The sequence below is a fragment of the Sedimentitalea todarodis genome (genome assembly GCF_032595355.1).
Classification (GTDB): Bacteria; Pseudomonadota; Alphaproteobacteria; order Rhodobacterales; family Rhodobacteraceae; genus Sedimentitalea; species Sedimentitalea todarodis.
Window position 1 is genome coordinate 80,667 of the sequence record NZ_JASMWN010000012.1, and the last position, 25,880, is coordinate 106,546.

Here is a 25,880-nt window from a genome sequence, read left to right on the forward strand (position 1 = left end):
AGATCAGACCAACGATAGGAAAAGAATCCGTATACAAGCAATTGGAGTGAACCGCATCGCAAGGCGTGTGACACGGCAAAGATTGCGGTTTCCGCCAGCACAGGAGGCCGCCTATCGGCATTCGGTATCCGGTCGGATCGTGCAGATCCTGCAAGTTGGTGGCCTTGCCGGCATGGTTGCAGTACCGGCCTTCATTTCCAATGATCTGCTTTTTGACCCTGACGCCGTGGCGAATACACTTCCGGTTCGCTTGCTCGTCGCCGCGTTGATTGGCGCGGCCCTGATTGCTTTTCGCTTTCGCAGCATCGCCGCTTCCCCAACGGCCATCGCGTGGATCACTTGCGGTCTGTTTGTGTCCTTTTCGCTAGCTTTGGTCTTCATTCAGGCCGGTCACGCCAACGGCTTTCTGGTTACCGTACCCGGCTATATTCAAGTGATGGTGTTCATCCCCATCGTCTGCTTCAGCTTCGTTCAAGCCCTGTTGACTGTGATCAGTATGGCGCTCGTGGGCATTCTGGGTGCGCAGTTTGGCGGTGCCACCAGTATCGAGGTCAAAAACCTGATCAACTGGCTTGGAGGCAGTTCGGCCTTTGCATTGGGGGCCGCCTTCATTGTGGATTCGGCTCGGCGTCGCTCGTTCGAATTGGAGCAAGAACTGAGCGCCGAGAAGGCTCGGGTCGACCAGTTGCTATTGAATATCCTACCGGAATCGATCGCTGAGCGATTGAATAACCAGGAGCAAAGGATTGCGGATTATTGCCCCCGCGCAACGGTTCTATTCGCGGATATCGTCGGTTTCACGACCCTTGCACGCAACTTGCGACCAGGCGAAGTGCTCGACCTTCTGAACGATCTGTTCTCTCAATTTGACATGCTGGTCGAGTCGCATGACGTTGAAAAGATCAAAACCATTGGTGACGGTTATATGGCGGCGTCCGGGCTTTACCAAGCCGACGATCCGGAAAAGGCGGCGCGGGCAGCCTGCGATCTGGCGTTGGACATGCAGGTCGCCTTTGATCAATTCCGTCGCGAATGGAAGGTGGAGATTGACCTGCGGGTCGGGCTACATTCCGGACCTGTCGTGGCCGGAGTCATCGGCGTACGAAAATTTGCCTTTGATCTTTGGGGCGATACCGTGAATATCGCCAGTCGGCTCGAAAGCGGATGTCCGACGGGAAACATCCAGATCAGCCACGAAACCGTCGACCTGATCGGCCCCGGCTACAAGGTGTCGCACTGTGGTGCAATCGACATTCCAGGACACAGGACACGGGAAACGTTCTTACTACTGTCCGGGCCAGCATGACCTAACAGTCTCAACCCGTCAGCATGCGCAATCCCTGTGTTACATCAGATCGCACCGCCAGCCTGAGGCCCGGTTCATCCCCGGCCTTCAACGCGGAAATGATGAGTTTGTGAAAATGCGGAGGCTCAGTGCGCCGCAGACGGCCATATAGCGACCGCATTGTCGGCCCCAGTTGGAGCCAAACGGTTTCTGCCATCGCAAGCATCGCGGGTGCCTGGGCACGTAGGTATAGCGTTCGATGAAACTCGAGATTTGTGCGGATGTAGCCGACGGCATCGCGCGCCGCGACGGCATCGGCAATGTTGGAATTGATAGCCTGCAGTCGATCGATCAGCGCGATATGAGCGCGCGGGAGCGCCCGGCTGGCAAGTTCGACCTCAAGCAACGCCCGCAAGGCGGCCAACTCCTCGATCCTCTCGCTCGAAAGTTCGGGCGTGGACACACGGCCAGATGCCGTCAGCGACAGTGCACCTTCGGCGACAAGCCTGCGTACCGATTCCCGAGCGGGCGTCATGGACACGTCAAATTCCTTGCCGATGCCACGCAAGGTCAGTGCAATTCCCGGTGCGATTTCCCCATGCATGATCCGCGCACGTAAGGTCCGGTACACCCGATCATGGGCGGCAACCAGTGGCGATTCCGTGGGGCGTGTCGTGATCATGGCTCTTTGTGATCACAAATCCCAGGCAGGTCAACTGGGCTGCGTCTCAGAACTTGTACCGATGCAACGTTGCGCCCTCGCGGCGCAGCCAACGCCGTTCTGAGTCACATGGGCCATACAGACGCTCGACCGTGGCCCAGAATTTGGGAGAATGATTCATCTCGGCAAGATGCGCGACCTCATGCGCCGCCACATAGCGCAGGACCTTGGGAGGGGCGAGAATCAGGCGCCAGGAAAACATGAGCCCTCCGTCAGATGTACAAGATCCCCAGCGAGAGCGGGTGTCGCGCAGGGTGATCCGCTTGTAGGACCGCCCCAGACGGTCAGCATAGTGGTCACTGGCCGCCACGAGCCGGTCCCGGCTCAACCCCTTCAGCCATGCCTGCAGTCGACGCCCTGCTGCATCCTCGGGGACGCCAAGCGCACCGTCGCGCTGCACCACCCGTCGCCCGGTCGTCGACACGATCCTGTGCTCTGCCCCCTCGATGGGCAGGCTGGCCCCGATCTCCACCGGCATTTCGTCGGGCCGGTTGTCCAGATGCCCACGGATCCACTCGGCTTTGGATGCCGCGAATGCCAGGGCTTCGGCCTCTTTCACACCCGCCGGAAGCGTCAGAGTCACCCGACCATCAAGCTGAGAGATTCGCAGGCTGATCCGCCGTGCCCGCCCCGATCGCCTGAGCGTCAGAGCCACGGGTGGCGCGCCGGGAAGGACATGTTCTGCGATGTTACATACTCCAACTGGGACTAAAGCCTTTGACAGTGCCCATCTCATATGGCACGTGACCGGAATCGTCGATGCGACTCAGCAGATTATCAAGGGGATAAACATGCCCAACGCAGAATGGGGCACAAAGCGCCTGTGCCCGACAACCGGAAAACGGTTCTACGACCTGAACAGAGACCCGATCGTCAGCCCATACACGGGTGACATCGTTGAAATCGTCGCGGGCAAGAGCCGGATGATTTCGGCCGACTCCGAAGACGCCGAAACACTGAAGGCAAAAAAGAAGGCGAGCGGCGGCGATGACGCCGTACTGGAAGATGACGACGACACCGTTGATGTCGATCTGGACGATGACCTTCTGGAAGACGACGATGATGATGATGTCTCGCTCGAGGAAATCGCCGACGTCCCTGTCGAGGAAGAAGACTGATCCGATAATGCTGCGGGCGGGATTTTTTCACTTGATCCCGCCCGTTCTAGCGCCTAGACACCACGGCACGGTTTTGGGGCCTTAGCTCAGCTGGGAGAGCGCTTGCATGGCATGCAAGAGGTCAGGAGTTCGATCCTCCTAGGCTCCACCAAATCCCGACAGTTCAAAGTGATGACCGAACGCTCCTATGGTATGATACCGGGCAGTGAAGGTTACTTGCCATGCGCTCTATCAAGACCGTCCATGTGATTTCAGCCCACGCCGAGGGCGAAGTCGGCGATGTCATCGTTGGCGGTGTCCTGCCGCCTCCCGGCAAGACGATCTGGGAACAGAGCCGATGGATCGCCCGGGATCAGACATTGCGCAACTTTGTGCTCAATGAACCGCGCGGCGGGGTGTTCCGGCATGTGAACCTGCTGGTGCCACCCAAACATCCGGAGGCGCAGGCCGCATGGATCATCATGGAACCAGAGGACACGCCACCGATGTCGGGTTCAAACGCGATCTGTGTGGCAACCGTATTGCTGGATGGCGGTCTGGTGGACATGCAGGAGCCTGAAACCCATCTGCTGCTCGAGGCTCCCGGCGGGCTGGTGCAAGTGCGCGCCGACTGCCGGAACGGCAAGGCGGAGCGGATCTATGTGCAGAACCTGCCGTCTTTCGCGTCAAGATTGGGCGAGTCGCTCGAAGTCGATGGGCTCGGCTCGCTGACCGTCGATACAGCCTATGGTGGCGACAGTTTTGTCATCGTCGACGCCAGCACGCTCGGGTTCACCCTGGCAGAGAACGAAGCGCACGACATCGCCACGCTGGGTGTGAGAATCACCAATGCTGCCAATACCCAGTTGGGTTTCCAACACCCGGAAAACCCAGACTGGCGACACATTTCATTCTGCCTGTTCGCGGGTCCGCTGACCAAGGGCGCTGACGGGTTGCAAACCAGTGCCGCCGTCGCGATCCAACCGGGCAAGGTGGACCGATCTCCCACTGGCACGGCGCTTTCGGCCCGCATGGCTGTCCTGCACGCAAACGGGATCATGAAAACCGGCGACCGCCTGATGGCCCGCTCACTGATCGGATCGACGTTCTCTGGGCAAATTCTCGGTGAAACGACGGTTGGCGGACAGCCCGCCATTCAGCCGGAGATCTCTGGTCGTGGGTGGATTACCGGCATTCACCAACACATGCTTGACCCGTCCGATCCCTGGCCGGACGGCTATCGGCTCTCGGATACCTGGGGCGCGAAGTGAAACCCCGCCCAGCGAGTGAAGATTCATGCCGGGGCATGAGGGCCGCAGCCAAACATGGCGCCAGCGCATCTCGGCCCGTGAACCGCCCAGCAACGAGTCCCTGACCGCGTTACCCTGTGATGTCAGGATCTGGCGCAGCAATGGGCAAGAAACACCGCCCCGATAACCCCGAAATTTGTAAATCCTGCGATTTGGACTATATTGGTTCTCAAACGAAGAAGAATTGTCGAGTGTTTTCAAAATGATTTCTACCTTCCATTCCTTTTGGGAGTTCTTTCCCGGTCCCTTGCTGCAACGTCCAAAGAGGTTGCAGATTGCAGCGCTGTGCCATCGTGGTGACGGCGCTGACAGGAAGTACCTGCTCATCACCAGCAGGGATACGGGCCGTTGGATCATCCCGAAAGGATGGCCGATCAGAGGTCTCAAATCGAACGAGACGGCCCTGCGCGAAGCGTGGGAAGAAGCCGGCGTAACAGGAAGCAAAGCTGCGGATGAACCCGTAGGCGTCTATACCTATGACAAGCGGCACGCGACCGGTTGGGCGACCCCGGTCGAGACGCTGGTCTATTCGGTTTCTGTCGGCGAACTGCTGGATGAATTTCCGGAATCAAATGAACGCACACGAATGTGGGTCGACGCGGGCACCGCTGCTGAGATGGTGAACGAAGAAGAATTGAAACAAATCTTCCGCAGACATCAGGCAATTTCCCCAAGCCAATCCTGAACTGTTGGCATTTGCGTTGCAGAAGCGCTAGTCATCTTTCTCGGACGGGAGATGACTCATATGAATGAAAAGCAGGGCGATCCGCGCCACCTCGAAACGCTTGATCGCGATCTTGCGCGCTATTCCAACCTTGAAATGGCAACAAGCTACGTATCGCGCCCGATGGTGGGTCTGGGCGTGTCGCTTTGTTTCATTCTATTGACCGGCATCGCCGCAATGTCGTTCTTTGGGCAGAACAGCAACCCCTTGATCGTTGTCATCGCCGCCTGTCTCGGAGCCTATATGGCCCTGAACATCGGTGCCAATGATGTGGCCAACAACATGGGCCCGGCGGTCGGCGCCAAGGCGCTGTCCATGGGCGCGGCCATCGGCATTGCGGTCGTCTTTGAGAGCGCAGGCGCGTTGATTGCAGGCGGTGATGTCGTGGCGACGATCGCCAAGGGTATCATAGCGCCAGAAAGCATAGGCACGGCTTCTGTGTTTATCTGGGCAATGATGTCGGCGCTGCTGTCGGCCGCTCTCTGGGTCAATTTGGCAACATGGATCGGTGCGCCGGTATCCACGACGCATTCCGTTGTCGGTGGCGTGATGGGCGCGGGCATTGCAGCCGCCGGGTTTGCCGCAGTCAACTGGCCAACCATGAGCAAAATTGCAGCCAGCTGGGTAATTTCACCGGTTCTGGGTGGGGCCATCGCGGCCATGTTCCTGTGGTTGATCAAGTCCCGGATCATTTACCGCGACGACAAGATCGCCGCCGCGCGGGTCTGGGTGCCGGTCCTCGTGGGGATCATGGCGGGTGCATTTGCGTCCTATCTTGCCCTGAAGGGGCTGAAAAAGATCATCAAGGTGGACATGTCATCGGCTTTGGCGATCGGCGTCGTCATTGGCGTCGTGATCTGGGCCCTGATGATTCCGATCATTCGAAAGCAATCGGTTGGGCTCGAAAACCGGAACAAATCGCTCAAGACGCTGTTTGGCATTCCGTTGGTGGTGTCGGCAGCGCTGCTCAGCTTTGCCCATGGCGCAAACGATGTGGCAAACGCTGTCGGACCGCTTGCCGCGATCGTCCATGCCTCACAATCAGGCGATATCGGGGATGCCATCAGCATCCCAACCTGGGTCATGATTATCGGTGCCTTCGGAATATCCTTTGGCCTGTTCCTGTTCGGACCGAAACTGATCCGCATGGTTGGCGGTCAGATTACCAAACTCAACCCGATGCGCGCCTATTGCGTGGCCCTGTCGGCGGCGGTCACGGTGATCGTGGCCAGCTGGCTTGGCCTGCCGGTCAGTTCAACTCACATCGCTGTTGGGGGTGTATTTGGCGTCGGGTTCTTTCGCGAGTGGGATGCGGAGCGCCGCATCCACAAGGCGCGCCTGCAGATGCCGGATCGCCCCAAATACGCCCCGGAGGAGCGCCGGCGTCGCAAACTGGTGCGCCGGTCCCATTTCATGACCATCATTGCGGCTTGGGTCATAACGGTTCCAGCCGCTGCGGCGTTGTCGGCGATCTTCTTCTATCTGATCAACACATTCGTGGCCTAAAGCGTTTCACGTTTGACCTGGGCCATCTGCTGTCACCTAACGCGTTGAAATATATGACTTCAGGCTGCGTTTGGCGGATCAGGTTTGACGTGAAACGCATAGAGGCCTCGCGGCACTGCACTGACCTGCTGCGTATTGCGGATCGGAATTTGCGGTGGGATCCTGTGAGCAAGAACTTGCCGCATCCCTCAGAGCTGCATCACGAGATTGTAAGCCAGCCCATTCCTGGTTTTTCTATTCTTCCAAGGGCCCGCCTGCCTGTGCGCAGAAGACAACACCCTGGATTTGCGACATGAATTCCCACCATCCATTCTTGCGACAAGATCACCGATCTGCCGAGTGCTGCTCTTCCCAACAACGTCTGACGCCGGCGCCGCCGTTGACAAAACACCCAAGAAATGCTGCAATTTTGCCCCGAAGGGCGGGGCTCCAATAGCTCTTGGATCGTATTATGTTCATGAGTACCAACGAAGGTTTCTGGCGCACCAAGACGTCTGTTTTTGGCGCATTGGCAGTTGTTTTCTTTCTGTCCTCACTTGAAGCCCCAGTGACTGATGGCCTGAACCTTGTATCTGCAGCAGAGGCAGCGTCAGTTCCGTCTGACTACAACTACGTGGTGACACGGGGAACGGCCAAAAGCTCTATGCCCGCGCCTCAGGGGGGCAAAGGCAATCTGGATCACCACGGATTTCGCTTTTTTTGTGTGCCAACCCACTATTCATATGATGACCCTGTGGTGTATCCCGGCCAAGAAGGGGCGGCGCACCTACACATGTTTTTCGGCAACACTGATGTAGATGCTCATAGTACCGCGGAAAGCATCATCAATTCAGGGCGCACGTCTTGCGACGGCGGAATCACCAACAGGTCTGCCTATTGGATTCCGGCACTCTTCAACGAGGCAGGCGACGTCGTACTTCCAACAATCATCAACAACTATTACAAGAGCTGGGTGTTGGACCGAAGCAAGATCCGACCCATTCCCGCAGGGCTTCAGATACTCGCCAATGATAAGGTTCTGGGCTCTTCTGGCGTTGCTGTCAGCGCGATCGAACAGGAGATTTGGTCGGCAACCTTTCGAGTATTCCCCCATGACGGACTATCCATCGAAATACGGTTTCCTGACTGTGTCGCGGTTGACGCCAATGGAAAGCCGGTCCTGACCAGCCCTGGCGGAACCAGCCACGTCGCCTATTCGTCCGGCAATTGTCCTGCCTCACATCCGTACACAATTCCACAGCTTACACAGAATTTGAACTGGAGCGGCGTACCGTTCGAATCTGACTGGCGATTCGCGTCCGATTTGATGAACAATGCGCCCAAAGGAACCACAATTCACGCGGACTACATGGCCGGCTGGACACCGGAAGCCGCTTTGATCATGTCCAACTGCGTTCGCGACGGCGTCCGTGAATGTGGTCCCGGTTTGCACAGTCACTGGGAGGATCAGTTTTTTGCTCCAAATGGCGATCGGGTCTATGACTATTTCAAGATAGCCGACGGCGTTGACCCGACGCCCGCGGCGTTGGAAGGCTGGCCTTCCATGCTAATGAAAAACAGCAAACCGGTTCCAACTCGCGTCAGCACTTTGGCTCCCGCCGCGTCACGAGCGGAGGTCATGCTGTACGGCAATTGGCCGAGTTTTGATTCCTCGAACGGATATGCCGAGAAGTTGTTGGAGCACCGAAAAGCGTTTGAAGAACTGCGTGACCAGCTGAATGCGAGCCGCCTCCCTGGTCAGCCCCCTGTCTATATTATTCCGAGTTATGAATTCATCTCTCGTGTGATACAGGACCTGGCCGCCGGCAACGCCGTTGGAATCAGCAGCGTGAACGAGCTTTTCTCCGATAATCTGCACCTGAGCGCCATTGGCAACTATGGCATTGCCAGCCTCGCCTACGCGACGGTGTTTGGACGTGACCCGGACGAACAGCCAATTCGCTTCAACCCGGATTCACAACAGGTGACAAATGCCCAAGCGGCTTATCTTAGGGATGTTGCCTGGGACGTGGCGAAAGACTATGGCCCCGCCGGTCTTGGCGTCCGTACGCCTACAGCGCCTGGCACACCCCATGTCTTCAGCGGCAACAGTCAAACCCATGGCTGGCTTGAGTTTCTGTACAAACCCGCATTTGATTCTGGCGGTCAATCTGTTGCGCAGTCCATACAATTTGGATCAACGGCCGCGCAGCGATGGGCCGAAGCAGAGCAGTTGGGTGTACAGCTTCCGGATGCTATCGGTGACTACGCGTTGGTGATCGTGGGCTTGGGCCCATACTTCAGCATTCAGAGAGAGACCCTCAATGCCGAAGCCAATGCTCTGAGAAAATTCATGAAAGCGGCCTGGGCGCAAGGGCTGGGCGCCCCGGATGGTGTTGCGCCTTCCCCAAGTATTGCAACGTTCCGCAGTGGCGAAACCATTATCACAACGGCAAATCTAAACCTGCGTGCTTCGCCCGGCGGTGAAGTATTAAGAGTTCTGCCGGCTGGTACAATCGCAAGAGTACCTGCTTGGTCCACGTCTTATGCGCAAAACGGACGCACCTGGGTTGGTCTAACCATTGATGGAAGTTCAGGATATGTGGTTTCAGACTATTTGGAACATCACTAAGTTCCAGACCCATTGATTTCGTCCTGCGAATGGGCATCAGCATCCGGAAATGCGGGCAACGGCAAGTACGGCCGTGATGCAAACGAGAGTGTCAAGATTGCAAGCCGTGAAGGCAGAGGTCCAACTGCCAGCGGCGCTTGGAATTATCGCGACGTCAGTAGGTATTTGTTGACGATGTATCTGGACGTTGGCGCTTGAACGTTGGTATCGGGCAGACCACTTCTGGTATTCCTCTCTATGTAGTTTCGTTCCATGTTGCAGCAGCCCCTGCGCCCGCCAAATCACACCCACCGCGTTTCAAAGCCAGCAACAACAACCATCGCGGTTGTCATCGTGAACTTTGGTGCTGCGGAACTGACCATGGCTGCGATCGAAAGCGTTCTGACGCGCGTACACGGCGGACGCCAGGTGGAACTTCACGTCGTCGATAATGCGTCCCCAGGAGACGATGCGGCTGTACTCGCCGCGCGCCACGCCCAGAGAGGCTGGGGGGATCGCGTCAAACTATGGTTAGAAGACACGAACCTCGGATTTGGGCGCGGCAACAATGTGGTGCTGGATTATCTTGGCGGCCGAGCCGATCCACCTGACTATGTGTTCTTCCTCAATCCCGATGCCGAGCTGGAAAATGAGGCGCTGGCAATATTGTCGGATCGGCTAGATGCCACGCCCACAGCTGCAGTCGCCGGTGCAGCCGTTACACTACCCACTGGGCAGCCGGTTACGGCTGCATTTCGCTTTCCATCCGCACGCAGCGAGTTTGCTCAGGCAGCCAATTTCGGACCTGTCACCCGCCTTTTTCGCGGCGATTTGGTGCCGCTTCCGCCCAACCATCCCGAAGGGCAGGTTGATTGGGTGGTGGGGGCCGCGATGCTGGTCCGCTTTCAGGTACTTCGTGACATGTGCGGCTTCGATCCCGACTTCTTTCTCTACTATGAAGAGGTCGAGCTGATGTGGCGTATTCGACAGCACGGCCATGATGTTCTCTATGTACCCGCTGCGCTTGTGCGTCATGCCGAGGGAATGTGCACCAACATCAAGTCCGATCAGCCCGTCCGAGAAAGACGCCCCGCATACTGGTACGACTCCTGGCGCCTTTACTACCTCAAGACGAGCGGCAGGGGTGGCGCGATTCGAGCCGGGCTTTGCTGGATGGCAGGCGCAGCCTTGAACGTGCCTCTGGCAGCCCTTCGGGGTCAGCACCAGCAGATGCCAAAGCTCTTCTTCCGAGACTTTTCCCGTCTGGTCATGAAACCGCTTTTTCTGGGGCCGGGAACCCGATGACGTGTTTACCCCGCCGCGTGATCAGGCATGCCAGTGTGGTCGGCACCCTGGGGGCGCACAACGGCAATCCGGACACCATCGGTCTTGGCGCGCTGATTGCGGAAGATTTCCGAACCCATGGTCGGGACTGGTTCTCGGAAGGGTTCTGGGTGCTTTTCTGGCACCGGTTCGGCAATTGGCGCATGGGTCTGCCCAAACTTCTTCGCGCACCGATGACGCTGATCTACGCTATCATGTTTCGGTGGGTTTCGCGGTCGACCGGGATCCTCCTTCCCTATTCGGTTCAGGTTGGCCGCCGCGTCTGTCTGGAGCATTTCGGTGGTATGATCCTGGTGGCACAGAGCATCGGAAGCGACGCAACGATCCGCCAGAACACGACATTTGGGATCGCGCGCAAGGACGCGCTGCACGACCGGCCCATCATCGGCGATCGCGTTGAGATTGGAGCGGGCGCCGTGATCGTAGGCCCGGTTTGCATCGGAAACGGCGCAATCATTGGTGCCAATGCTGTGGTAACCCGCGATGTGGCACCGGGCATGGTCGTCGGCGGCATACCTGCCCGAGTTATTGGCCGGGTCCGAAAGTTGATGCGTGACGAACACCCATCGGACGAGACTGTAGCAGGACCCCTTCCGCAACAATCGACGATCCTCTCGATATAGGAAGTGGAAAGGACGGGGTGTCATGTGGGAAAGGGACGCCAAACTCGTCTGAAATACCGCTCCTGCGCATTCCGCATACCCTCACGCCTTTGCCCTGCCTTCACTGCTCTGGCAGCCTGCCGCCAATCGCAACCAACTCTTGTCCGGTCGCTGTGCCAGCTACGGTGGTCTTTCGATTTGAAGGCCACGGTGTCGGCATCAGCGCCAATCTGGCGGCTGTATGTGATCGCGATCCGGTCGGCGGCTCGGTTCCGCCAACGGATGGCATGGCGTATCCGACGTCGGGTCTTGCACAGCCGATATGTCGATGCTTGACCCATCGGCCGCGGCACCTGTTGGAATTCAGTATCTGGTCGTCATCCGATGGCCCGGGCAAAAGAACAACCGTACAAAGGTGATGGGTTTTTTCTCCCACCAGGTCGAGCGTTCGATGGTGAAAAGGGGCTGGCCGCTCAGGCATCCCAGGTGACCGGCGAGTTGTTCGTCCGCGACCGAGGCCGAAAAGCTGATCTCAGCATTTGAAAAGGGAATTGTTGATACCAGCCATTCGTTCGGTCCGGTCATGGCAAAATCCGCATCCTTTGCCATTGGCAGGATATCCAGATTTATCCAGCGATCCTCGAACTGATAGGGGGCACCGTCGGCGTAATGCATGCAGATCAGATGGATTGCCTTGCTCTGCGGTCCCATGGCCAGCCGAGCCCGCAGCCAATCGGGTGCGATGCCGATCTCCCTGCTGACGAGGGAATAGCGATACTCCGAATTCTGGCTTTCAATTTCGTCCCTGACCACAGGAATATCAAAGCGGGCCTGCCGGATCGGGGCATTTCGCACCCGCGTTCCGGCCTTGCGCCGCCGCTCCACGATACCCTCGTCGGCCAGTTCGCGCACCGCCCGGTTGACCGTCGCCCGCGCACAGCCATAGGTTTCGGCGAGATCAACCTCGTTGGGTATCAGCGTGCCCGGCCCCCATACGCCAAGCGTGATTTTTGCCAGGATGTCAGACTTAACATCTCGGAACGTCGTCCTCATGACGGCCACTGCCCTTGTTATTTGCATAAGCATATTATCGGTAGGTCTATATGTATAGACAGGGGCAGGGCACACTCACAAGGCACGCGCATCTTGCGTTCGGCCCCGTTGGTTGGGTCAATTGCCCCTGTAGGACGCGCCCGTGACGGCTTCCATGCTATCCGGAATGCAGAACCGCATCGGACCCGCGATCAAAGTCCGCCAGCCCCAGGTCCGGTAACTCTCTCAGGCTTTGCAGATCGAACATCGCCAGAAATCCCTCGGTGGTTACAAAGGTGTGTGGCGCACCGGGACGCGGTGATCGTGGCCCGGTGGTGATCAGGTCTCTCAGTCGCATTCGCGTCAGCAGATCGCGGCTGATCTCCTTGCCAAAGATCTCGGCAAGTCCCGCCCGATCAATTGGCTGGTGATAGGCGACGGCGCAAAGGACGGCCATCTCCATCTCGCTGAACTCCGGCGCCCCGTTGCCGAGATCGGCCGCCGCCTTGATCGCATCGGCGAATTGCCTTCGCGTGCGAAACATCCAGCCACCTGCCGCCTGAACCAGCTCATAGGGTCGGTTGCCAAGCTCCGCGCGGATGTCCTCGATCACAAGCTCTACCGACGCCCCCTGCCCTATGACCCGCGCAAGGCTGTCGCGATCTACTGGAGATGCACTGGCAAAAAGCACCGCCTCGACGCGCCCCATCCACTCGCGCCAGCGCAACTCTGCCGGCAGGTCTTCGAGTTCGCGATCAAACGCCTCACTCTGCGGCTTTGATTTCCCGGTCATGGGCCAATTCCGTAGAGCCGGAATGTTGAACGCCCTGTCAACTCCCGCGCGACGCCAAGATCGACCAGACGGCTGCAAAGCCGTCGTGCTGCACGGTCTGTCATCGCGATATTGGTCCCGTGAATTGTGGGAGAGAGCATGGACGACGGCGCGATTGCATCCTGGGCGAGGAACAGATCAATTGCCGCATCCGAAGCCTTGGAGCGTAGCTTTGGCGCTATTTGGGTAAGCGCCGCGGCCCGCAGCGCCAATTCGCGGGCCAGGGTGATCGTCTCGTGAACCGACTCAAGAAGACGGGCCTGAACCGCGACATTCGCCGCAGACTCGTCAGCGACCAAAGCCCGCAACCCGGCCTTGGTCTGCCTTTGTGCTGTAGTCGGCAATACGGCCTTCCAACTCAGCGCCCGCGCCAACACCACATCCGACAGCAGACAAGCCAACCGTTCTGCGCGGTCATCGGCAGAAAGAACCGCGCGCAGGATCCGGGCGCAGCCGCTGAGTGGGCCGTATGCCCCTGCATGATGAACGGCCTCATCCAGCCACGTGTCGATGTCGGCGCCATCCGTTACGCCTCCGATCTCGCAAAGCCTCGTCCGCCAGTTCGTTGAACCCAAACGAAGCCTCGCCGCATCGCGCCAGAACGCCAGCAGATCGCCGTCGGGTCCTCGCGCCTCTCCGGGCGGTGTCAGATGGAAGGCATCGCGGATATCACATTCGCGCGCCAACCGACCTTCCAGTTTCGACGTCGCCGTCGCAGCCCGCAGGGCCAGGGTGTTGGCCAAGAGTTTCAGCGGCACACCGGCCGCCGGATCGCGGAGAGCTGCATCCAGTACCGACAGGCTTGCACCTGAGCGAAAGGCAACCGTCTCCGGGGCCCTGGGCGGGGCTGATTGTGCCCAGACCGGCAAGCTTGGAAAGGTCGAACGGTCTTCGATCCGGGTCTTGGTTTGGTGCTTCATGGTGCAGAGTGTAAACTGCGTCGTCGGCTATGACCATAATCGACCGGCGGCTCTTTGCAGGCCCGAACAGCTGGAATTTCAGATACTGGCAGTCTGACAATCGACCTCAGGATGCGCTGTCCTGGTCCGTTTTCCCGACCCGCCAACGGACTATCATTGCGACAAGCGGCGCGAGCCAGAGTAGAATTGTCACGATGCCTAGCGTTGCCGCGATCGGTCGCGAGAAAAAGCCAAGCGGATCTCCGTCAGCCTTGATCATGGACGCCATGAAATTGTCCTCGACCATGTTGCCAAGGACAATGCCGAGGATCGCCGGAGCAACGGGAAATCCGTTTTCCTCCATCAGGTAGGCGAGGATCCCAAGCACCAGCATGACCGTGATACCAAAAACCGTGTTGTTGATCGCAAACGCGCCGACCATGCAGAAGATCAGGATGATCGGCATCAGGACCTGACGGGGTATTCGCAGGATGTATCGCGAGAGCTTGATCGCGCCAAAGCCCAGCGGGAGCAACGCAAGGTTTGCGATGAAGAACGCGAGAAAGACGGAATAGATCAGTTCGGGCCGCTCAATGAAAACCATCGGCCCCGGGTTCATTCCCTTCATGTAGAGCACACCGATGACAATCGCCGTGATCGAATCTCCGGGTATCCCAAAGACGATCGCAGGCACCCAGGCCCCTGCCAGGCTTGCATTGTTGGCCGCGCCCGCATCGACCAGACCCTCGGGGTGTCCCGTTCCGAATTTTTCGCTTTCCCTGGAGCGTTTCTTGGAGATGGCATAGGATATCCATGCCGCGATATCCGCCCCGGCGCCCGGAAGGATACCGACAACCGCACCGATGGAAGACCCGCGCAGGATGTTGTACCTGTACTTGTTCAGGATCGGACCAAGCCCCCGGAAAACGCCGCCGCCTGAACTCTGCGGAACCTTGGTCACGGTGCGGTTCGAGGCCACGTATCGCAGCACCTCGGAAATGGCGAACATGCCGATCATTGCCGGGATAAAGCTGACGCCACCCATCAATTCGATACTGCCAAACGTATAGCGGGGGTGTCCTGCGGTGCCGTCGATTCCGATCGTCGCGATGAACAGCCCGATGAACAGCGACACGAACCCCTTCAAGGTCGAGCCGGTCGAGATGATCACGGCGCAGGACAGACCGAGGCAGGCAAGCCAGAAATACTCATAGGACGAGAACTGGATTGCGAATTCGGCGAGCATGGGAGAACTCAGGGACAGCACAATGCTGCCGGCAAGGCCGCCGATCACCGAAGTCACCAGCGCAATGCCAAGGGCGCGTTCTCCCAGCCCCTTCTTGGTCATCGCATAGGATTCATCACAATAGGCCGCCGACGCCGGGGTGCCCGGTATGCGCAGCAATGCACCGGGTATGTCGCCCGCGAAAATTGCGGTTGCCACCGTGGTGACGATGGCGGCGATTGCAGGAACGGGGTCCATGAAGAACGTGAACGGGATCAAGAGCGCCGTTGCCATTGTGGCCGTCAGGCCGGGTATCGCGCCGACAAACAGGCCAAATACAGCCGCCAGCAGCATCACGCCAAGCGTCAGGGGATCGGCAATCAGTTCGACGGATTTCAATAGAGTATCCATTTCAGATCACCACGCGACGGGCAACAGGATGCCCCAGGGAAGTGGCACCAGAAGCACCTTGGCGAATACCGTGTGAATGATGAACGTGGTTGCAATGGCGACGATGAGGCTCGTGCGCCAGGACGAACCGAAACGGATCAGAAGTATGGTCAGGATGAGCAGGGACGACGGTATGAAGCCCAAACTGTCAGACAGCAGAATGTAGAAAACGATGCAGCCGAGCACCATCACGACATTCAGGACGTTGTCCCTGTCCTGTGCCCAGTCGCCGATCTGGATCAATGGCACGGTTGCCCGTTGGGCAATGCCCTGAAAGATCAGGATGGTGCCGCAGACAATCAGCCCGATACCGATGAGGGTCGGGAACAGATCGGGACCATAGTTTTGGCCATGCAGACGGGGGAAGGTTGCCGCATAGGCGATTTCAGCCAGCGCGAACAGGATCAACAGGGTTCCGGGTATGGCATTGTTGAAACGCATGTCAGGTCCCATCATGTTGATGCATCAGACACAGGAAAAGGGGCCGCACCCAAACTGCTGCGGACCCCGTCAGATGCGGTTTCGGGAACGCCCAGCTATTTGGCCAGTCCAACGGCGTTCATAACAGTCCCTAGCGCGGCATCGCTTTCGGCCATCCAGGTCACGAACTCGTCACCCGGTTTCCATACCAGACCAAAGCCACGGCCATTCATGAATTCCTGAAATTCGGCGGAATTCCAGACGACCTCAAGTGCGGCGGACAGTGTGGCGGTCGCCTCGTCCGGCATGCCCTTTGGACCAGCAATCCCGCGCCATGCGGCCATTTTCCAGTCCGATCCGGTCGCTTCTTTCAGCGTCGGAACGTCCTCGAATGCGCCGAGGCGTTCTTCGCCCATCACGGCCAGGGATTTCACTTTACCCGCGTTGATCAGCGCTGCGGATTCGACAACTGAACTTGTGACGACGTCAACGCCGCCGGCGACCAGTTCCTGAAGGCCCGCCGCCGCTCCTTTGGAGGGGACCCATGGTGCCGCGTCGGCCCCGGCACCCGCATCGTTCAACATGCCTGCCAGCGCCAGATGCCAAATGCCACCCTGTCCGGTGCCAGACCCCTTGTATTTTCCGGGCTCGGCCTTGACCGCCTCCAAAAAATCACCTGCGGTGTTCCATTCGCTGTCAGCGCGCACCTGAACACCCGCGGCGTCATAGTTGTAGAGCGCGATCGGTGTATAGTCCGCGCCAGTCAACTCGGTCAGCCCGGCCCAGTGCATCATGCCGATTTCGACGGTGACAACGCCAATCGTGTAACCGTCCGGATCTGCAGTCGCGATAGCGGAATGTCCCACCACGCCGCTGCCACCCGTGCGGTTGACGACGTTGACAGGCTGGCCAAGTTCTTCCTGCAGCAGCCCCGCGATCATCCGCCCTGTCGCGTCCGTCCCGCCACCTGCGCCCCATGGCACAATCAATGTGATCGGGCGCTCGGGATACTCCGCATAGGCCGGCACGGTCGATGCAACCAGCCCCGCGCCCAGCAACGATGCACTCAGTGCGATTGCTTTCATGCTATTCGCCTTGGTCATTAATATTCCTCCCAGATTGTCATTTGATTGCCGCGCATTTGGCGCGTTCTGCCTCCTCAACCAACCCCAATTGGGGCGGATAAAGGTCGTCGTTCTTTCGAGCTGCGGCACCTACGAAAAGAGCATACCGCCGTTGATATCCACACAGGCACCGGTCATGAAGGCCGACTGGTCGGACGCGAGGAACGCGGTCAGGTTTGCGACATCCACTGGCAACCCTTCGCGTTTGAGCGGCGTCGCGTTTGCCACGACCTTGCGCACTTCGTCCTTGGTGAAGATGTTATGAAAGTCTGTATCGATCATGCCGGGACAAACGGAATTCACACGGATACCCGGTCCGAGTTCCTTGGCCATGCCACGGGTCATAGTCATCACGGCGCCTTTGGACGTTGCATATGCGACTGCGCCGGGGCCACCGCCATCGCGTCCGGCCTGTGACGCGTAGGTGACGATGCTGCTGCCGTCAGGCATGTGGGGCGTGGCGGCCTTTGCGAGATAGAACAGCGACGTGACATTCAGGTCCATCACCGCGTTCCAATGCGCAACGTCCATCTCGGCGAATGTCTTACGGGCAACCAGACCGCCTGTCACATGAACAAGCACGTCGATGGTTCCGCCATACTCTGACCGGGTCCTTTCGACGAGTTTCTCGACATCCGCCTGATTGGTCATGTCCCCTTGCATGGCAAAGGCCTTGCCGCCCGCCGCAAGGATCTCTGCGACGGCGGACTCCGCACCCTCGCGGCTCGAATGATAATTGATGGCGACATCTGCACCGTCTTCCGCCAGACGCAGCGCACAGGCCCGCCCGATATCGCGACCACCGCCGGTAACGATCGCCGTCTTTCCGTTCAATCCCATTAGAAGCCCCCAAAATGTACAAGTGTGCTGGCACCCATCAACTCGTCTCAAGTGCAAACTGGTATGGTAGTATCCCTCTTTTGTCAACGTTATTGTTTCTCGGGTTTGGACTCCATGCCCGGTACCATCGCTCATTTCTGATCGGCTCGCTGTCTAGACCGGTGGCTGGCTGAGACGGGGGCAGCATCGCCGAGCATAATAGGACCCCAGCCCGATCCACCCGTTGCAGCGAGGTTGTCAGATAGACGCCACCGAACAGGATATGTGGAACCGTCGCGGTCACGACGACGATGCTCCGAAGTGAGTAGCAATCAACCAATACACGTTTTGGCGGCAAGCGTTTCAGGCGGCAGCATCTGACGGTTGATCCCGTCGCTCTTGTCAGGGTTCCGACGTCTCAGTCAGCCTCTGTTGCGAGCCATTCCTGCATCTGCTCGGACATGACAAACTTCTGCGGCTTTCCGGTAATGGTCATGGGCAGTTCCCGTACCATCCGGATATGTTTGGGCACCTTGTAGTGGGCGATCTGCCCCTTGCAATAGTCCTGCAACTCTTGAACAGCCAGTCCGCTGTCGGGCTTTTCAATGATCCAGGCACAGACGACTTCGCCAAGAGTCTCGTCCGGAACGCCAAAGACCTGTGCTTCGCTAACCTTTGGATGCCGGATCAGAAATTCCTCGATCTCGCGCGGAAAGATATTCTCACCACCCCGAATGATCATGTCCTTGACCCGGCCCACAATCGAGCAGAAGCCAAGTTCGTCGAATACGCCGAGATCGCCTGTATGCATCCAGCCATCAACGATGCATTTGTCCGTGGCAACGTCATCGCCCCAGTATCCCGTCATCACGGAATACCCTTTGGTGCAGATTTCGCCCCGCGCACCGACGGGCACGATGTCTCCGGCCTCGTCGACCAGTTTCACCTCAAGATGCGGGTGGATGCGCCCGACGGTTTCGCAGCGCTTGTCGACCGGATCGTCGGTAAAGCTCTGGAACGACACCGGCGACGTTTCGGTCATGCCGTAGCAGATCGTGACCTCCGACATGTTCATTTCGCTGCCGACCCTGTTCATCACCTCAATCGGACAGGGAGCGCCGGCCATGATCCCGGTCCGCAGGCAAGACAGGTCGCGCGGCCGGTTGTTGAGATCCTGAAGCATCGCCACGAACATGGTCGGCACCCCATAGAGCGCAGTGGCACGTTCACCTTCGATCGCGTCCAAAGTCTGTACCGGATCGAACGCTTCACCGGGGAAAACGATTCTGGCTCCCTTGCTGACCGCGCCAAGCACACCCATGACCATTCCGAAACAGTGGTATAGCGGCACAGGGATCACCAGCGTGTCCGCATCCGTTATTGCGATGCGATCCGTGACGAACCGTGCGTTGTTGACGATGTTGAAATGCGACAGGGTTGCGCCCTTGGGCAACCCGGTGGTGCCCGAGGTAAACTGAATGTTGATCGGATCCCGCGGCATCAGCGTCGCGTCGATTGCATCGAACTGTGCGCGCTCTGCCGGGCCGCCCATGGCCGCAAGCGCATCAAATGACAGAATGCCTGGACCGGGATCGGGGCTCATCACGATCACATGGCGCAGATCGGGCAGGTTCGCGGCGTGCAACGCGCCGGGTTTGCCTGTCTCAAGTTCCGGCACCAGAGCGCGGATCATCTCGACATAATTGGAACTCTTGAAGACCGGTGCCGCTATCAATGCCTTGCAGCCGACCTTGTTGAGCGCGTGATCCAGTTCCGAGAGACGGTAGGCCGGGTTGATGTTAACCAGAATCGCGCCGATCCGCGCGGTGGCGAACTGTGTCAGAATCCATTCGATCCGGTTGGGCGACCAGATTCCGACCCGGTCACCTTTTTGCAGCCCGAGCGCAAGCAGACCCGCCGCGCATTCGTCGATCTGCTGGTCAAACTCCCGATAGGTCAGACGAATTCCGGCTTCGGAAAACACCAGCGCTTCGCGGTCGCCATATTGGGCGAGCGTTTCGCGGAGCAATTGCGGGATGGTGACGTCTTTCAGTGCCGGATGAAGCGCCCCGATGACATGAGACCTACCGCCCATTGGGGCCGACCGGTCAAGTTCCACTGTATTCAAGCGACTTCTCCTCGTGATGTGGGCGGGCCGGCACGACTACGAGCCTAAATCCAGTATGCTGCTCCCGCAATCATTCGATGACTCCGGCAGCAGATGACCATTCAGGAGTATGGGCAATCCGATGTCATCCACCAAGTCCAAAGCCGGATTGGAACGCAAACTCGGAGATCAATGTCCGCGTTCATAGCCTCGCATTCGGTTCCAGCCGAGACCTGAAGAACATCAGCCGCCGTTGTTGCAGTTGCCCTGCAAGGTTCGCTCCGTTCTCGCCAAAGTCTCGCTGTAACGACCGACACGAACGGCCAACCTGTCTGGCCAGACAATCGATGGCAATGCCCGCATCATTGGCTTGCGTTCATTCCTGTCCTGTACATTCCGGAACAGATTTTCGTACTTCCGTGACCGCGCCGCTTCGAAAGCGCCTGTTTCGGAGCCAGAGATCATTCTAACGAAGCCGGACACGTGGCGGCGTGGGTCGCCCCGATCTTTCAGACCGAAGCAGGCGAGAAGTTCTGATCGCCCAGAAAAGAAGCTGGCGACCGTTGAACGGCTGGCTCAGGTCGGCCCACATGCTGTAGTGGAACCTCTCCCTACCACAACACTTGCTATTGTTCTCTTTTTGTTCTATCATATTGTTAACTGATCGGAGGTCCCATTCATGCGAACGACTTCAATTGACCCGGCAACACGCTCATTCAGCAGCAATGATTATCATGTGCTTCCGCCGACCGAGAAACAGATCCGCTTTGCCCAAAGCCTTGCGTCGCGGAACAGGGAAGTACTGCCCGCAGAACTGGCCTCCGACCGACGTCGTCTGTCCCGCTGGATCGAAGCGCATTACAAGCAACCCGACCGATCGCCTTTCTCCAGCTACCCATCATCCAAGCAAGTCGCCTTTGCCGAGCGGATCGCCCGAATCAAACGCCGCGATGTTCCGCGAGAGTGCTTTCGTGACAAGATGCTGATGTCGAAATGGATTGACAGCAATCGCTAGCCAATCCTCTTTCACCCCGTCCCCGCGTCCGAAGCTGCGCATTCAACAAGCGTGAACGCGGCAACGGTCTGAAAATCGGGTCGACGGTTTGCAAGGCGGCGGGCGTACGGCCCGCGCGCCTTGTTGGAATCGATCAGCGAGACTCTGTGGTCTGCTGCGTTGTGCCCGAGATCATGCCGCGAGCGTGTCCGATGTCGGCCAGGTCCCGTTCCGACATTGCGCCGGGTGTCTGGCTGGCAGAGTGCGCATCGCGCCGGCTGACGAACTGCGCAAGAATGGCGCGAAGAGACATCCCTATGACGCCAAACCGGCGCTCGTTGGGTGTTGGGGCAAGGGTGGCGTGGGTCATTTAAGCCTCTGCAGTCTGTTTGATGATGTCAGGTAGAAGCGGAGGATTTCCAGGTTTCTCCGATATCCGGCATCTGGGTTTCTTTGCAGGAACAAGCAAGCGAATAGGTAAAGTGTTTACGCAAAGCCGCATTGCGCCAGTCGCATGGCCCGAACAGCGTTTGGTTGGGAGGGTCGCCCAAACCGCAAGCCACCTGCCGCGGGCGCCCCGGAATCGCGAACCGATCTAGACTCCCGAAACGTTGGCCTGCCTATTGTATTCCCGGTGATCCACACCGCATGGCAAACCGGGTCTGGTTTTGCGCCAGATGGAGTTGAGCATCAGCTCGTTTCCTCGCCAGTGGCTGGATCGGATGCGTCGCTTCGTTCGGGTTCGGCAGTCACACTACTCTCGTGTTCCGCCTCATCAAACAGCCGCCAGACCGACAGAAACAGCGACGCAATGACAGGGCCAAGGACCAGCCCGGTCAATCCGAACATGGCCAACCCTCCCAAGGTTGTTACCAGAACCATGTAACCCGGAACGCTGCTCGCGCGGCCTACGACGATGGGACGTACGACATTGTCCGACATGCTGATCACACCTGCGCCAAAGGCCAGCAAGACCAGCCCGCCCTGGAAATTTCCGTTCAACATCATCATGAGGCCTGCGGGTCCCCAAATGAATGCCGCACCAAACGGGGGCACCACTGAAAACAGGCCCATCAAGGCCCCCCAGAACACCGGACTCGGAACGTCCAGAAACCAGAATATGGCGCCGCCCAGAATCGCCTGCACGATGCCGACCGACACCATCCCCTTGATCGTGGCCACCGCCATGTCCGAGAACGCGCCAAAGAACTTTATCTTGCTGTGCTCTGACGCGGGGAAGCTGTCGTAGAATGATCGGTAAATCCGGTCACCGTTCTGAAGCAGGGCAAACAGCACGTAGAGCGCAAGAAAGACGTTGAACAGAAAGGCCGATGCACTTTGGCCGATCACGGCGATATTTGAAACGGCAAATTGCCCGGCCGACACGAACCCCTGACCGACCATCGATTTGATCAGCCCGATGTCGAGTCCAAGCTGCGACAGAAAATCCGCCACCTTGGGGAAACGGGTCGGCAGTGTTTCGAGGACCTCCGCTGGCTTGAACGCGCCCGATTGGATCTGGGCGACGACCGCAGCGGCCCCGTCGGCGATGAGTCCCGCAATCAGGAAGGCTGGAAACAGGATGAAAATCACGATCAGAACGATGATCAGACCCGAAGAAACCGCAGTCCAGCCCAGCATCCGGTCAATAAGCCGTTGCCGCAAGGGCCAGAACAGGATCGCCAGAACGATCGCCCAGAATATAGCCGCCCAGAATGGCGAAAGCACGACCAGCATTCCGACCGTTGCCAGAATGACGATACTGTTCCCGAATACGGTGCGGCGCGTTCGGTCGGGCATGAGCGATCCTTGTTCCAGCAAACGGACTGTATCGGCGTCAAAGCAGTGGGACCCGATCCGGTCAGCAGGTCAAGAGTGGTTGCAACGATGATCCGTACAGGAGCATCCGAAACGTCGATTCAAACTCTGCGCAGGTCGGAAAATCCCGGTCTTACGCGCTACAATGCCATCGGCTTCCGGGCTATTTCAGTTGCAGGATATCCGGTACACAGATTTTCCGGCGTGTAGGCATGGTTGATGCGCCATCCGCGCGGCGCTCGCGGTTGTGGCCATCCTTGACCCTGACCTTGGGATCCTTGATCGGCCCCGCGACCGTGAATGGCCATGGGCTGCGTGACAACGGTCTGCCGATCCGTCTCGGCTGACCGGAAATGTCGAGCGAATCGTTTTTCAGGTTCACTTCCCCCTGTACGACCACCTGCACCTTGGGAGTCTCGACAACGCCGTTCTTGAGCGTGAAGCGACCGTTCGACACGCTCAGCGGTGCCCTGAGACAGACAATCACCGCATTCTTTTTCCGGCCTTTCTCGAACAACCACGGAACAATCCCCAGCCCGGCCAGATCCAGCAATTGGCTGTCGATGCTGCCGTTGCGCATCGAAACCGTGCCGTATCCGGACAAGGTGCCCAGATAGCGACGGAACGATGCGTGCTGACCGGAGACATCAAAACTGGCGTCAAGAATGCCGCTCGCGTGTTTCTTGAACTTCAGAAGCTTGAGAAAGTGCGCAAAGTCCCAGCCCCCCGTTGAGCCCCTGAGGCTCAGAACATCGGGGCTCTTGGCCATGTCCATCGCCGCGCTGACATCGAAATGACCGCCGCCGTAGGAAAACTTCACCGGGCCGAGTTTTGCCTTTTGGTCAATGACGACAAGCTCGCTATGGATGCTGCCGGTCCCTTTGGCCATTTCAATCTTGTCCAGGTCGATCTTGATGTCCATATCCATGTTCGACAGCAGGATCGCCTGGCCAATGGGCTGTAACGTGACATCACGCAGCGGGCCAGCCGGGGCCGTGTCGGTCCCATCATCCGCCTTTTCTTGAGCCTTGGTCCTTGGCTTGTCAGACTGCGCCATTACCGGGGTTTCGTTCAGCTTTTTCAGTTGCATCGACGCAAGGACGATTTCGCGCAGATGATTGATGCGTATCAGGTCACTCTTGATGGTGCCGCTGACGGTCGGATTCTGATCCTTTGCCTGCAATGCCAGATTTGCCTCAACCACCGATTCAGCAACAGACACCTTTGCCGATGATGTCCAGTCAGTGTCATGACTGCTCAGTTTGAGGTCCAGCCCGGCCGACACATCTTCGCCGGGCTTCAGATCCAGAGCCTTCAGAAACGCGGAAACGGACGCGATTTTCGCTGCGACGTCCAGCGTTACACTATCAAACCTAAGAATGTTCTCGACCGATCCGGTCGTTTTCAGAGACCAGAGATCGGTGTCTTTCAGGGCCAGTTGCAACTCCGACAATTTCAGGACCTTGGTATTGCCCACCAACGCAAACTTGCCTGCCAAACGACCAAGCACGGCTTCGCCTTGGAGTTGTTCCGGAGCAATCAGGTTGCCGCCGGGGGAATCCAGCGTGCCCTCAAAGTCGAACTCGCTCAATGCCAGGAGATCTCCGATCACGCCTTCCAGCAAGATGAACGGGCTCGCCGGCGGGCCAATACGCAACTCGGCCTTTCCGATTTTCAACTTGCCGTCCTTGGTCCGTGAGATCTCGGATACTGAAATCGGCGGTGGCCCGATCCCGCCGGTGTCCAGCACGAAGCCGTTGGTCGTTATCACCATGGAGCGCAGTGGTTGCTCGCCGGGGCGGCTGGTCAGATCCATGTCGAGTCCGACCAGTTTGAGATCACGTCGCGAACGCGTCGCCGGTGGCTCGTTCCCATCGGCATAGAGTCTCAACCTGGTTTTGATGGTGGCATCCCTGGGTTTGGTCAGATCGCTGATATCGGCGTCGACCGTAAGGCCTTCTCCGGTGGACAGTTCAAAATCCATGTCTCCTTTGGCCGATCTACCATCGGGCGTCTTTTGGGCAGAGGCGGTGATCTTGCCGGTGCCGTTCACCGTCCCTGCGAGCCTGAAAATCGCCAGCACCTGATTGAGGTCCGAAACTGTTGCGGTCAGGTCCGCATCATACCCCTTGTCGATTCCGCCCGCATCGGGCGTGCCCTTCAGGGCCACATCGACATGGCTGAAACTGGCGGACACCGAAAAGGGTTCGGTCGCGGAATAGCTTCCGCTCAGGGCAACATCCTCGCCGTTCAGCGCGCCTTTGCCCTGAACGGAAACAGCTGCCCCTTCGCTGTTCCGGCGACGACCCAGATCGAGTGTTTCAAGGCGAAGGTCCAAATCCAATCCATTGCCGGAATCTTTGTAGGAGACACTGGAATCCGCAAAGGCAATCTGATGACTGCCGAGGAATGTCATGGCCCTTTGGCCTGTTGACGCGCCCTTGCCGACGGGGCGACTCTTTGGATCGGTCGATGTTCCTTTGCTATCCTGTCGGGCAACCAGTGTGACATCCGCGCCACTGACTGAAATGTCGTGCACCTCCAATCTGCCCCGCAGCAGTGCCCTGAGTGGAACGTCGAAGGCCACCTTCTCAACGGTTGCCAGATTGGTATCGGGCGTCGACGGGTTGATCAGCACCAGTTTTTCGGCACTGACATTCAGGGGCTCGCCCGGTTCCACCCGGACTCCGCCGTCAATCTGTACAGCGTTGCCAAGCTTTCTTTCCAACAGCGACTCGACCAGATGCCCCCGGACGCCAGCCAGCAACGAGGAGGACAGGACAAACCAGCCGCCCAGAATCACCAGCAGCACCAGTCCCAGGCAAAAAGACGCGATCCACTTGATCCGATGCAACACAGCCTACTCCAGTTTCAGAAAGATGCTTGGCCAAAGCACACAATCCAGATCGATCAATGCAAGCGGCCGACAGTCTTTCGGCAAGTTGACTCGATTGAAAGACCTAGATCAAGCGCACTATTGG

Annotated in this window: 22 protein-coding genes and 1 tRNA gene; 10 read left to right on the forward strand and 13 right to left on the reverse strand. The window is 58.3% G+C overall.

The features are described from left to right. Positions 1 to 46: 46 nt before the first annotated feature. Positions 47 to 1,306, forward strand: a complete 1,260-nt coding sequence (locus QO231_RS15060; RefSeq protein WP_316778020.1) for an adenylate/guanylate cyclase domain-containing protein — start codon at positions 47 to 49, stop codon at positions 1,304 to 1,306. A 10-nt stretch (positions 1,307 to 1,316) separates the two neighbouring features. On the opposite strand, the gene QO231_RS15065 is transcribed toward QO231_RS15060, so the two are convergent. After that, positions 1,317 to 1,967, reverse strand: a complete 651-nt coding sequence (locus QO231_RS15065; protein WP_316778023.1) for a GntR family transcriptional regulator — start codon at positions 1,965 to 1,967, stop codon at positions 1,317 to 1,319. 46 nt (positions 1,968 to 2,013) lie between these two features. Then, the gene (locus QO231_RS15070; protein ID WP_394356605.1) at positions 2,014 to 2,742 is read right to left on the reverse strand and encodes a M48 family metallopeptidase; all 729 of its coding nucleotides are present in this window, start codon (positions 2,740 to 2,742) and stop codon (positions 2,014 to 2,016) included. A gap of 55 nt (positions 2,743 to 2,797) precedes the next feature. On the opposite strand from QO231_RS15070, the gene QO231_RS15075 reads away from it, so the two are divergent. From QO231_RS15075 to QO231_RS26155, 8 genes are all read left to right on the forward strand, one after another. Further along, the gene (locus QO231_RS15075) at positions 2,798 to 3,124 is read left to right on the forward strand and encodes a TIGR02300 family protein (protein ID WP_316778026.1); all 327 of its coding nucleotides are present in this window, start codon (positions 2,798 to 2,800) and stop codon (positions 3,122 to 3,124) included. A gap of 75 nt (positions 3,125 to 3,199) precedes the next feature. Continuing rightward, positions 3,200 to 3,275: transfer RNA gene (locus tag QO231_RS15080), tRNA-Ala, on the forward strand. A 70-nt stretch (positions 3,276 to 3,345) separates the two neighbouring features. Continuing rightward, a complete protein-coding gene (locus QO231_RS15085) occupies positions 3,346 to 4,374 on the forward strand; it encodes a trans-3-hydroxy-L-proline dehydratase (protein WP_316778028.1) in 1,029 nt (342 codons plus the stop codon). 241 nt (positions 4,375 to 4,615) lie between these two features. After that, positions 4,616 to 5,098, forward strand: coding sequence for an NUDIX hydrolase (locus QO231_RS15090; protein ID WP_316778031.1), 483 nt, complete (start codon positions 4,616 to 4,618; stop codon positions 5,096 to 5,098). 60 nt (positions 5,099 to 5,158) lie between these two features. After that, on the forward strand, positions 5,159 to 6,643 hold the full coding sequence (locus QO231_RS15095; protein WP_316778034.1) for an inorganic phosphate transporter: 1,485 nt from the start codon (positions 5,159 to 5,161) through the stop codon (positions 6,641 to 6,643). Positions 6,644 to 7,094: 451 nt separating this feature from the next. After that, on the forward strand, positions 7,095 to 9,254 hold the full coding sequence (locus tag QO231_RS15100; protein ID WP_316778038.1) for a DUF1996 domain-containing protein: 2,160 nt from the start codon (positions 7,095 to 7,097) through the stop codon (positions 9,252 to 9,254). Between the two features lie 252 nt (positions 9,255 to 9,506). Further along, complete coding sequence (locus QO231_RS15105) at positions 9,507 to 10,538, forward strand: glycosyltransferase family 2 protein (protein ID WP_316778040.1); 1,032 nt, start codon at positions 9,507 to 9,509, stop codon at positions 10,536 to 10,538. A 323-nt stretch (positions 10,539 to 10,861) separates the two neighbouring features. Beyond that, positions 10,862 to 11,200: a serine O-acetyltransferase gene (locus QO231_RS26155; protein ID WP_394356606.1), complete on the forward strand. Its 339-nt coding sequence runs from the start codon at positions 10,862 to 10,864 to the stop codon at positions 11,198 to 11,200. A gap of 342 nt (positions 11,201 to 11,542) precedes the next feature. Here the strand turns inward: QO231_RS26155 and QO231_RS15115 are convergent, their stop codons facing one another. The 8 genes from QO231_RS15115 to QO231_RS15150 form a co-directional block, all read right to left on the reverse strand. Continuing rightward, entirely contained in the window at positions 11,543 to 12,232 is a 690-nt protein-coding gene (locus QO231_RS15115) for a GntR family transcriptional regulator (RefSeq protein ID WP_316778046.1), read from the reverse strand. A gap of 157 nt (positions 12,233 to 12,389) precedes the next feature. After that, complete coding sequence (gene scpB, locus QO231_RS15120; RefSeq protein ID WP_316778049.1) at positions 12,390 to 13,004, reverse strand: SMC-Scp complex subunit ScpB; 615 nt, start codon at positions 13,002 to 13,004, stop codon at positions 12,390 to 12,392. After that, complete coding sequence (locus tag QO231_RS15125; RefSeq protein WP_316778052.1) at positions 13,001 to 13,963, reverse strand: DUF1403 family protein; 963 nt, start codon at positions 13,961 to 13,963, stop codon at positions 13,001 to 13,003. The genes scpB and QO231_RS15125 overlap by 4 nt, the downstream gene beginning before the upstream one ends. A 106-nt stretch (positions 13,964 to 14,069) precedes the next feature. After that, complete coding sequence (locus tag QO231_RS15130) at positions 14,070 to 15,578, reverse strand: tripartite tricarboxylate transporter permease (RefSeq protein WP_316778054.1); 1,509 nt, start codon at positions 15,576 to 15,578, stop codon at positions 14,070 to 14,072. A gap of 6 nt (positions 15,579 to 15,584) precedes the next feature. Beyond that, positions 15,585 to 16,073: a tripartite tricarboxylate transporter TctB family protein gene (locus QO231_RS15135; RefSeq protein ID WP_316778056.1), complete on the reverse strand. Its 489-nt coding sequence runs from the start codon at positions 16,071 to 16,073 to the stop codon at positions 15,585 to 15,587. Between the two features lie 80 nt (positions 16,074 to 16,153). Beyond that, positions 16,154 to 17,122, reverse strand: a complete 969-nt coding sequence (locus QO231_RS15140; protein WP_316778059.1) for a tripartite tricarboxylate transporter substrate binding protein — start codon at positions 17,120 to 17,122, stop codon at positions 16,154 to 16,156. Between the two features lie 129 nt (positions 17,123 to 17,251). Beyond that, positions 17,252 to 18,001 (reverse strand): SDR family NAD(P)-dependent oxidoreductase, encoded by a 750-nt coding sequence (locus tag QO231_RS15145; protein WP_316778061.1) that lies wholly within the window; start codon positions 17,999 to 18,001, stop codon positions 17,252 to 17,254. 397 nt (positions 18,002 to 18,398) lie between these two features. Then, complete coding sequence (locus QO231_RS15150; RefSeq protein WP_316778228.1) at positions 18,399 to 20,075, reverse strand: AMP-binding protein; 1,677 nt, start codon at positions 20,073 to 20,075, stop codon at positions 18,399 to 18,401. A 691-nt stretch (positions 20,076 to 20,766) separates the two neighbouring features. Here QO231_RS15150 and QO231_RS15155 point away from each other — a divergent pair. After that, positions 20,767 to 21,102 carry a hypothetical protein gene (locus QO231_RS15155; RefSeq protein ID WP_316778065.1) on the forward strand — a complete coding sequence of 112 codons (336 nt, stop codon included), beginning with the start codon at positions 20,767 to 20,769 and terminating at the stop codon, positions 21,100 to 21,102. Positions 21,103 to 21,235: 133 nt separating this feature from the next. On the opposite strand, the gene QO231_RS15160 is transcribed toward QO231_RS15155, so the two are convergent. The 3 genes from QO231_RS15160 to QO231_RS15170 all read right to left on the reverse strand — a co-directional run bounded on the left by QO231_RS15160 (position 21,236) and on the right by QO231_RS15170 (position 25,756). Then, positions 21,236 to 21,451, reverse strand: a complete 216-nt coding sequence (locus QO231_RS15160; RefSeq protein WP_316778066.1) for a hypothetical protein — start codon at positions 21,449 to 21,451, stop codon at positions 21,236 to 21,238. A gap of 320 nt (positions 21,452 to 21,771) precedes the next feature. Beyond that, positions 21,772 to 22,881, reverse strand: a complete 1,110-nt coding sequence (locus tag QO231_RS15165) for an AI-2E family transporter (RefSeq protein WP_316778069.1) — start codon at positions 22,879 to 22,881, stop codon at positions 21,772 to 21,774. Positions 22,882 to 23,062: 181 nt separating this feature from the next. Beyond that, positions 23,063 to 25,756 (reverse strand): AsmA family protein, encoded by a 2,694-nt coding sequence (locus tag QO231_RS15170; RefSeq protein ID WP_316778072.1) that lies wholly within the window; start codon positions 25,754 to 25,756, stop codon positions 23,063 to 23,065. Positions 25,757 to 25,880: the final 124 nt, after the last annotated feature.

Excerpts from the sequence above, each read along its gene's own strand:
- QO231_RS15065 (WP_316778023.1), bottom strand. The coding sequence starts at position 1,967 with ATGATCACGACACGCCCCACGGAATCGCCACTGGTTGCCGCCCATGAT.
- QO231_RS15085 (WP_316778028.1), top strand. The coding sequence starts at position 3,346 with ATGCGCTCTATCAAGACCGTCCATGTGATTTCAGCCCACGCCGAGGGC.
- QO231_RS15145 (WP_316778061.1), bottom strand. The coding sequence starts at position 18,001 with ATGGGATTGAACGGAAAGACGGCGATCGTTACCGGCGGTGGTCGCGAT.
- QO231_RS26155 (WP_394356606.1), top strand. The coding sequence starts at position 10,862 with ATGATCCTGGTGGCACAGAGCATCGGAAGCGACGCAACGATCCGCCAG.
- QO231_RS15135 (WP_316778056.1), bottom strand. The coding sequence starts at position 16,073 with ATGATGGGACCTGACATGCGTTTCAACAATGCCATACCCGGAACCCTG.
- QO231_RS15090 (WP_316778031.1), top strand. The coding sequence starts at position 4,616 with ATGATTTCTACCTTCCATTCCTTTTGGGAGTTCTTTCCCGGTCCCTTG.
- QO231_RS15125 (WP_316778052.1), bottom strand. The coding sequence starts at position 13,963 with ATGAAGCACCAAACCAAGACCCGGATCGAAGACCGTTCGACCTTTCCA.
- QO231_RS15075 (WP_316778026.1), top strand. The coding sequence starts at position 2,798 with ATGCCCAACGCAGAATGGGGCACAAAGCGCCTGTGCCCGACAACCGGA.
- QO231_RS15165 (WP_316778069.1), bottom strand. The coding sequence starts at position 22,881 with ATGCCCGACCGAACGCGCCGCACCGTATTCGGGAACAGTATCGTCATT.
- QO231_RS15130 (WP_316778054.1), bottom strand. The coding sequence starts at position 15,578 with ATGGATACTCTATTGAAATCCGTCGAACTGATTGCCGATCCCCTGACG.
- scpB (WP_316778049.1), bottom strand. The coding sequence starts at position 13,004 with ATGACCGGGAAATCAAAGCCGCAGAGTGAGGCGTTTGATCGCGAACTC.
- QO231_RS15160 (WP_316778066.1), bottom strand. The coding sequence starts at position 21,451 with ATGACCCACGCCACCCTTGCCCCAACACCCAACGAGCGCCGGTTTGGC.
- QO231_RS15155 (WP_316778065.1), top strand. The coding sequence starts at position 20,767 with ATGCGAACGACTTCAATTGACCCGGCAACACGCTCATTCAGCAGCAAT.
- QO231_RS15115 (WP_316778046.1), bottom strand. The coding sequence starts at position 12,232 with ATGAGGACGACGTTCCGAGATGTTAAGTCTGACATCCTGGCAAAAATC.
- QO231_RS15105 (WP_316778040.1), top strand. The coding sequence starts at position 9,507 with ATGTTGCAGCAGCCCCTGCGCCCGCCAAATCACACCCACCGCGTTTCA.
- QO231_RS15140 (WP_316778059.1), bottom strand. The coding sequence starts at position 17,122 with ATGAAAGCAATCGCACTGAGTGCATCGTTGCTGGGCGCGGGGCTGGTT.
- QO231_RS15070 (WP_394356605.1), bottom strand. The coding sequence starts at position 2,742 with ATGAGATGGGCACTGTCAAAGGCTTTAGTCCCAGTTGGAGTATGTAAC.
- QO231_RS15100 (WP_316778038.1), top strand. The coding sequence starts at position 7,095 with ATGTTCATGAGTACCAACGAAGGTTTCTGGCGCACCAAGACGTCTGTT.
- QO231_RS15150 (WP_316778228.1), bottom strand. The coding sequence starts at position 20,075 with ATGGGCGGTAGGTCTCATGTCATCGGGGCGCTTCATCCGGCACTGAAA.
- QO231_RS15095 (WP_316778034.1), top strand. The coding sequence starts at position 5,159 with ATGAATGAAAAGCAGGGCGATCCGCGCCACCTCGAAACGCTTGATCGC.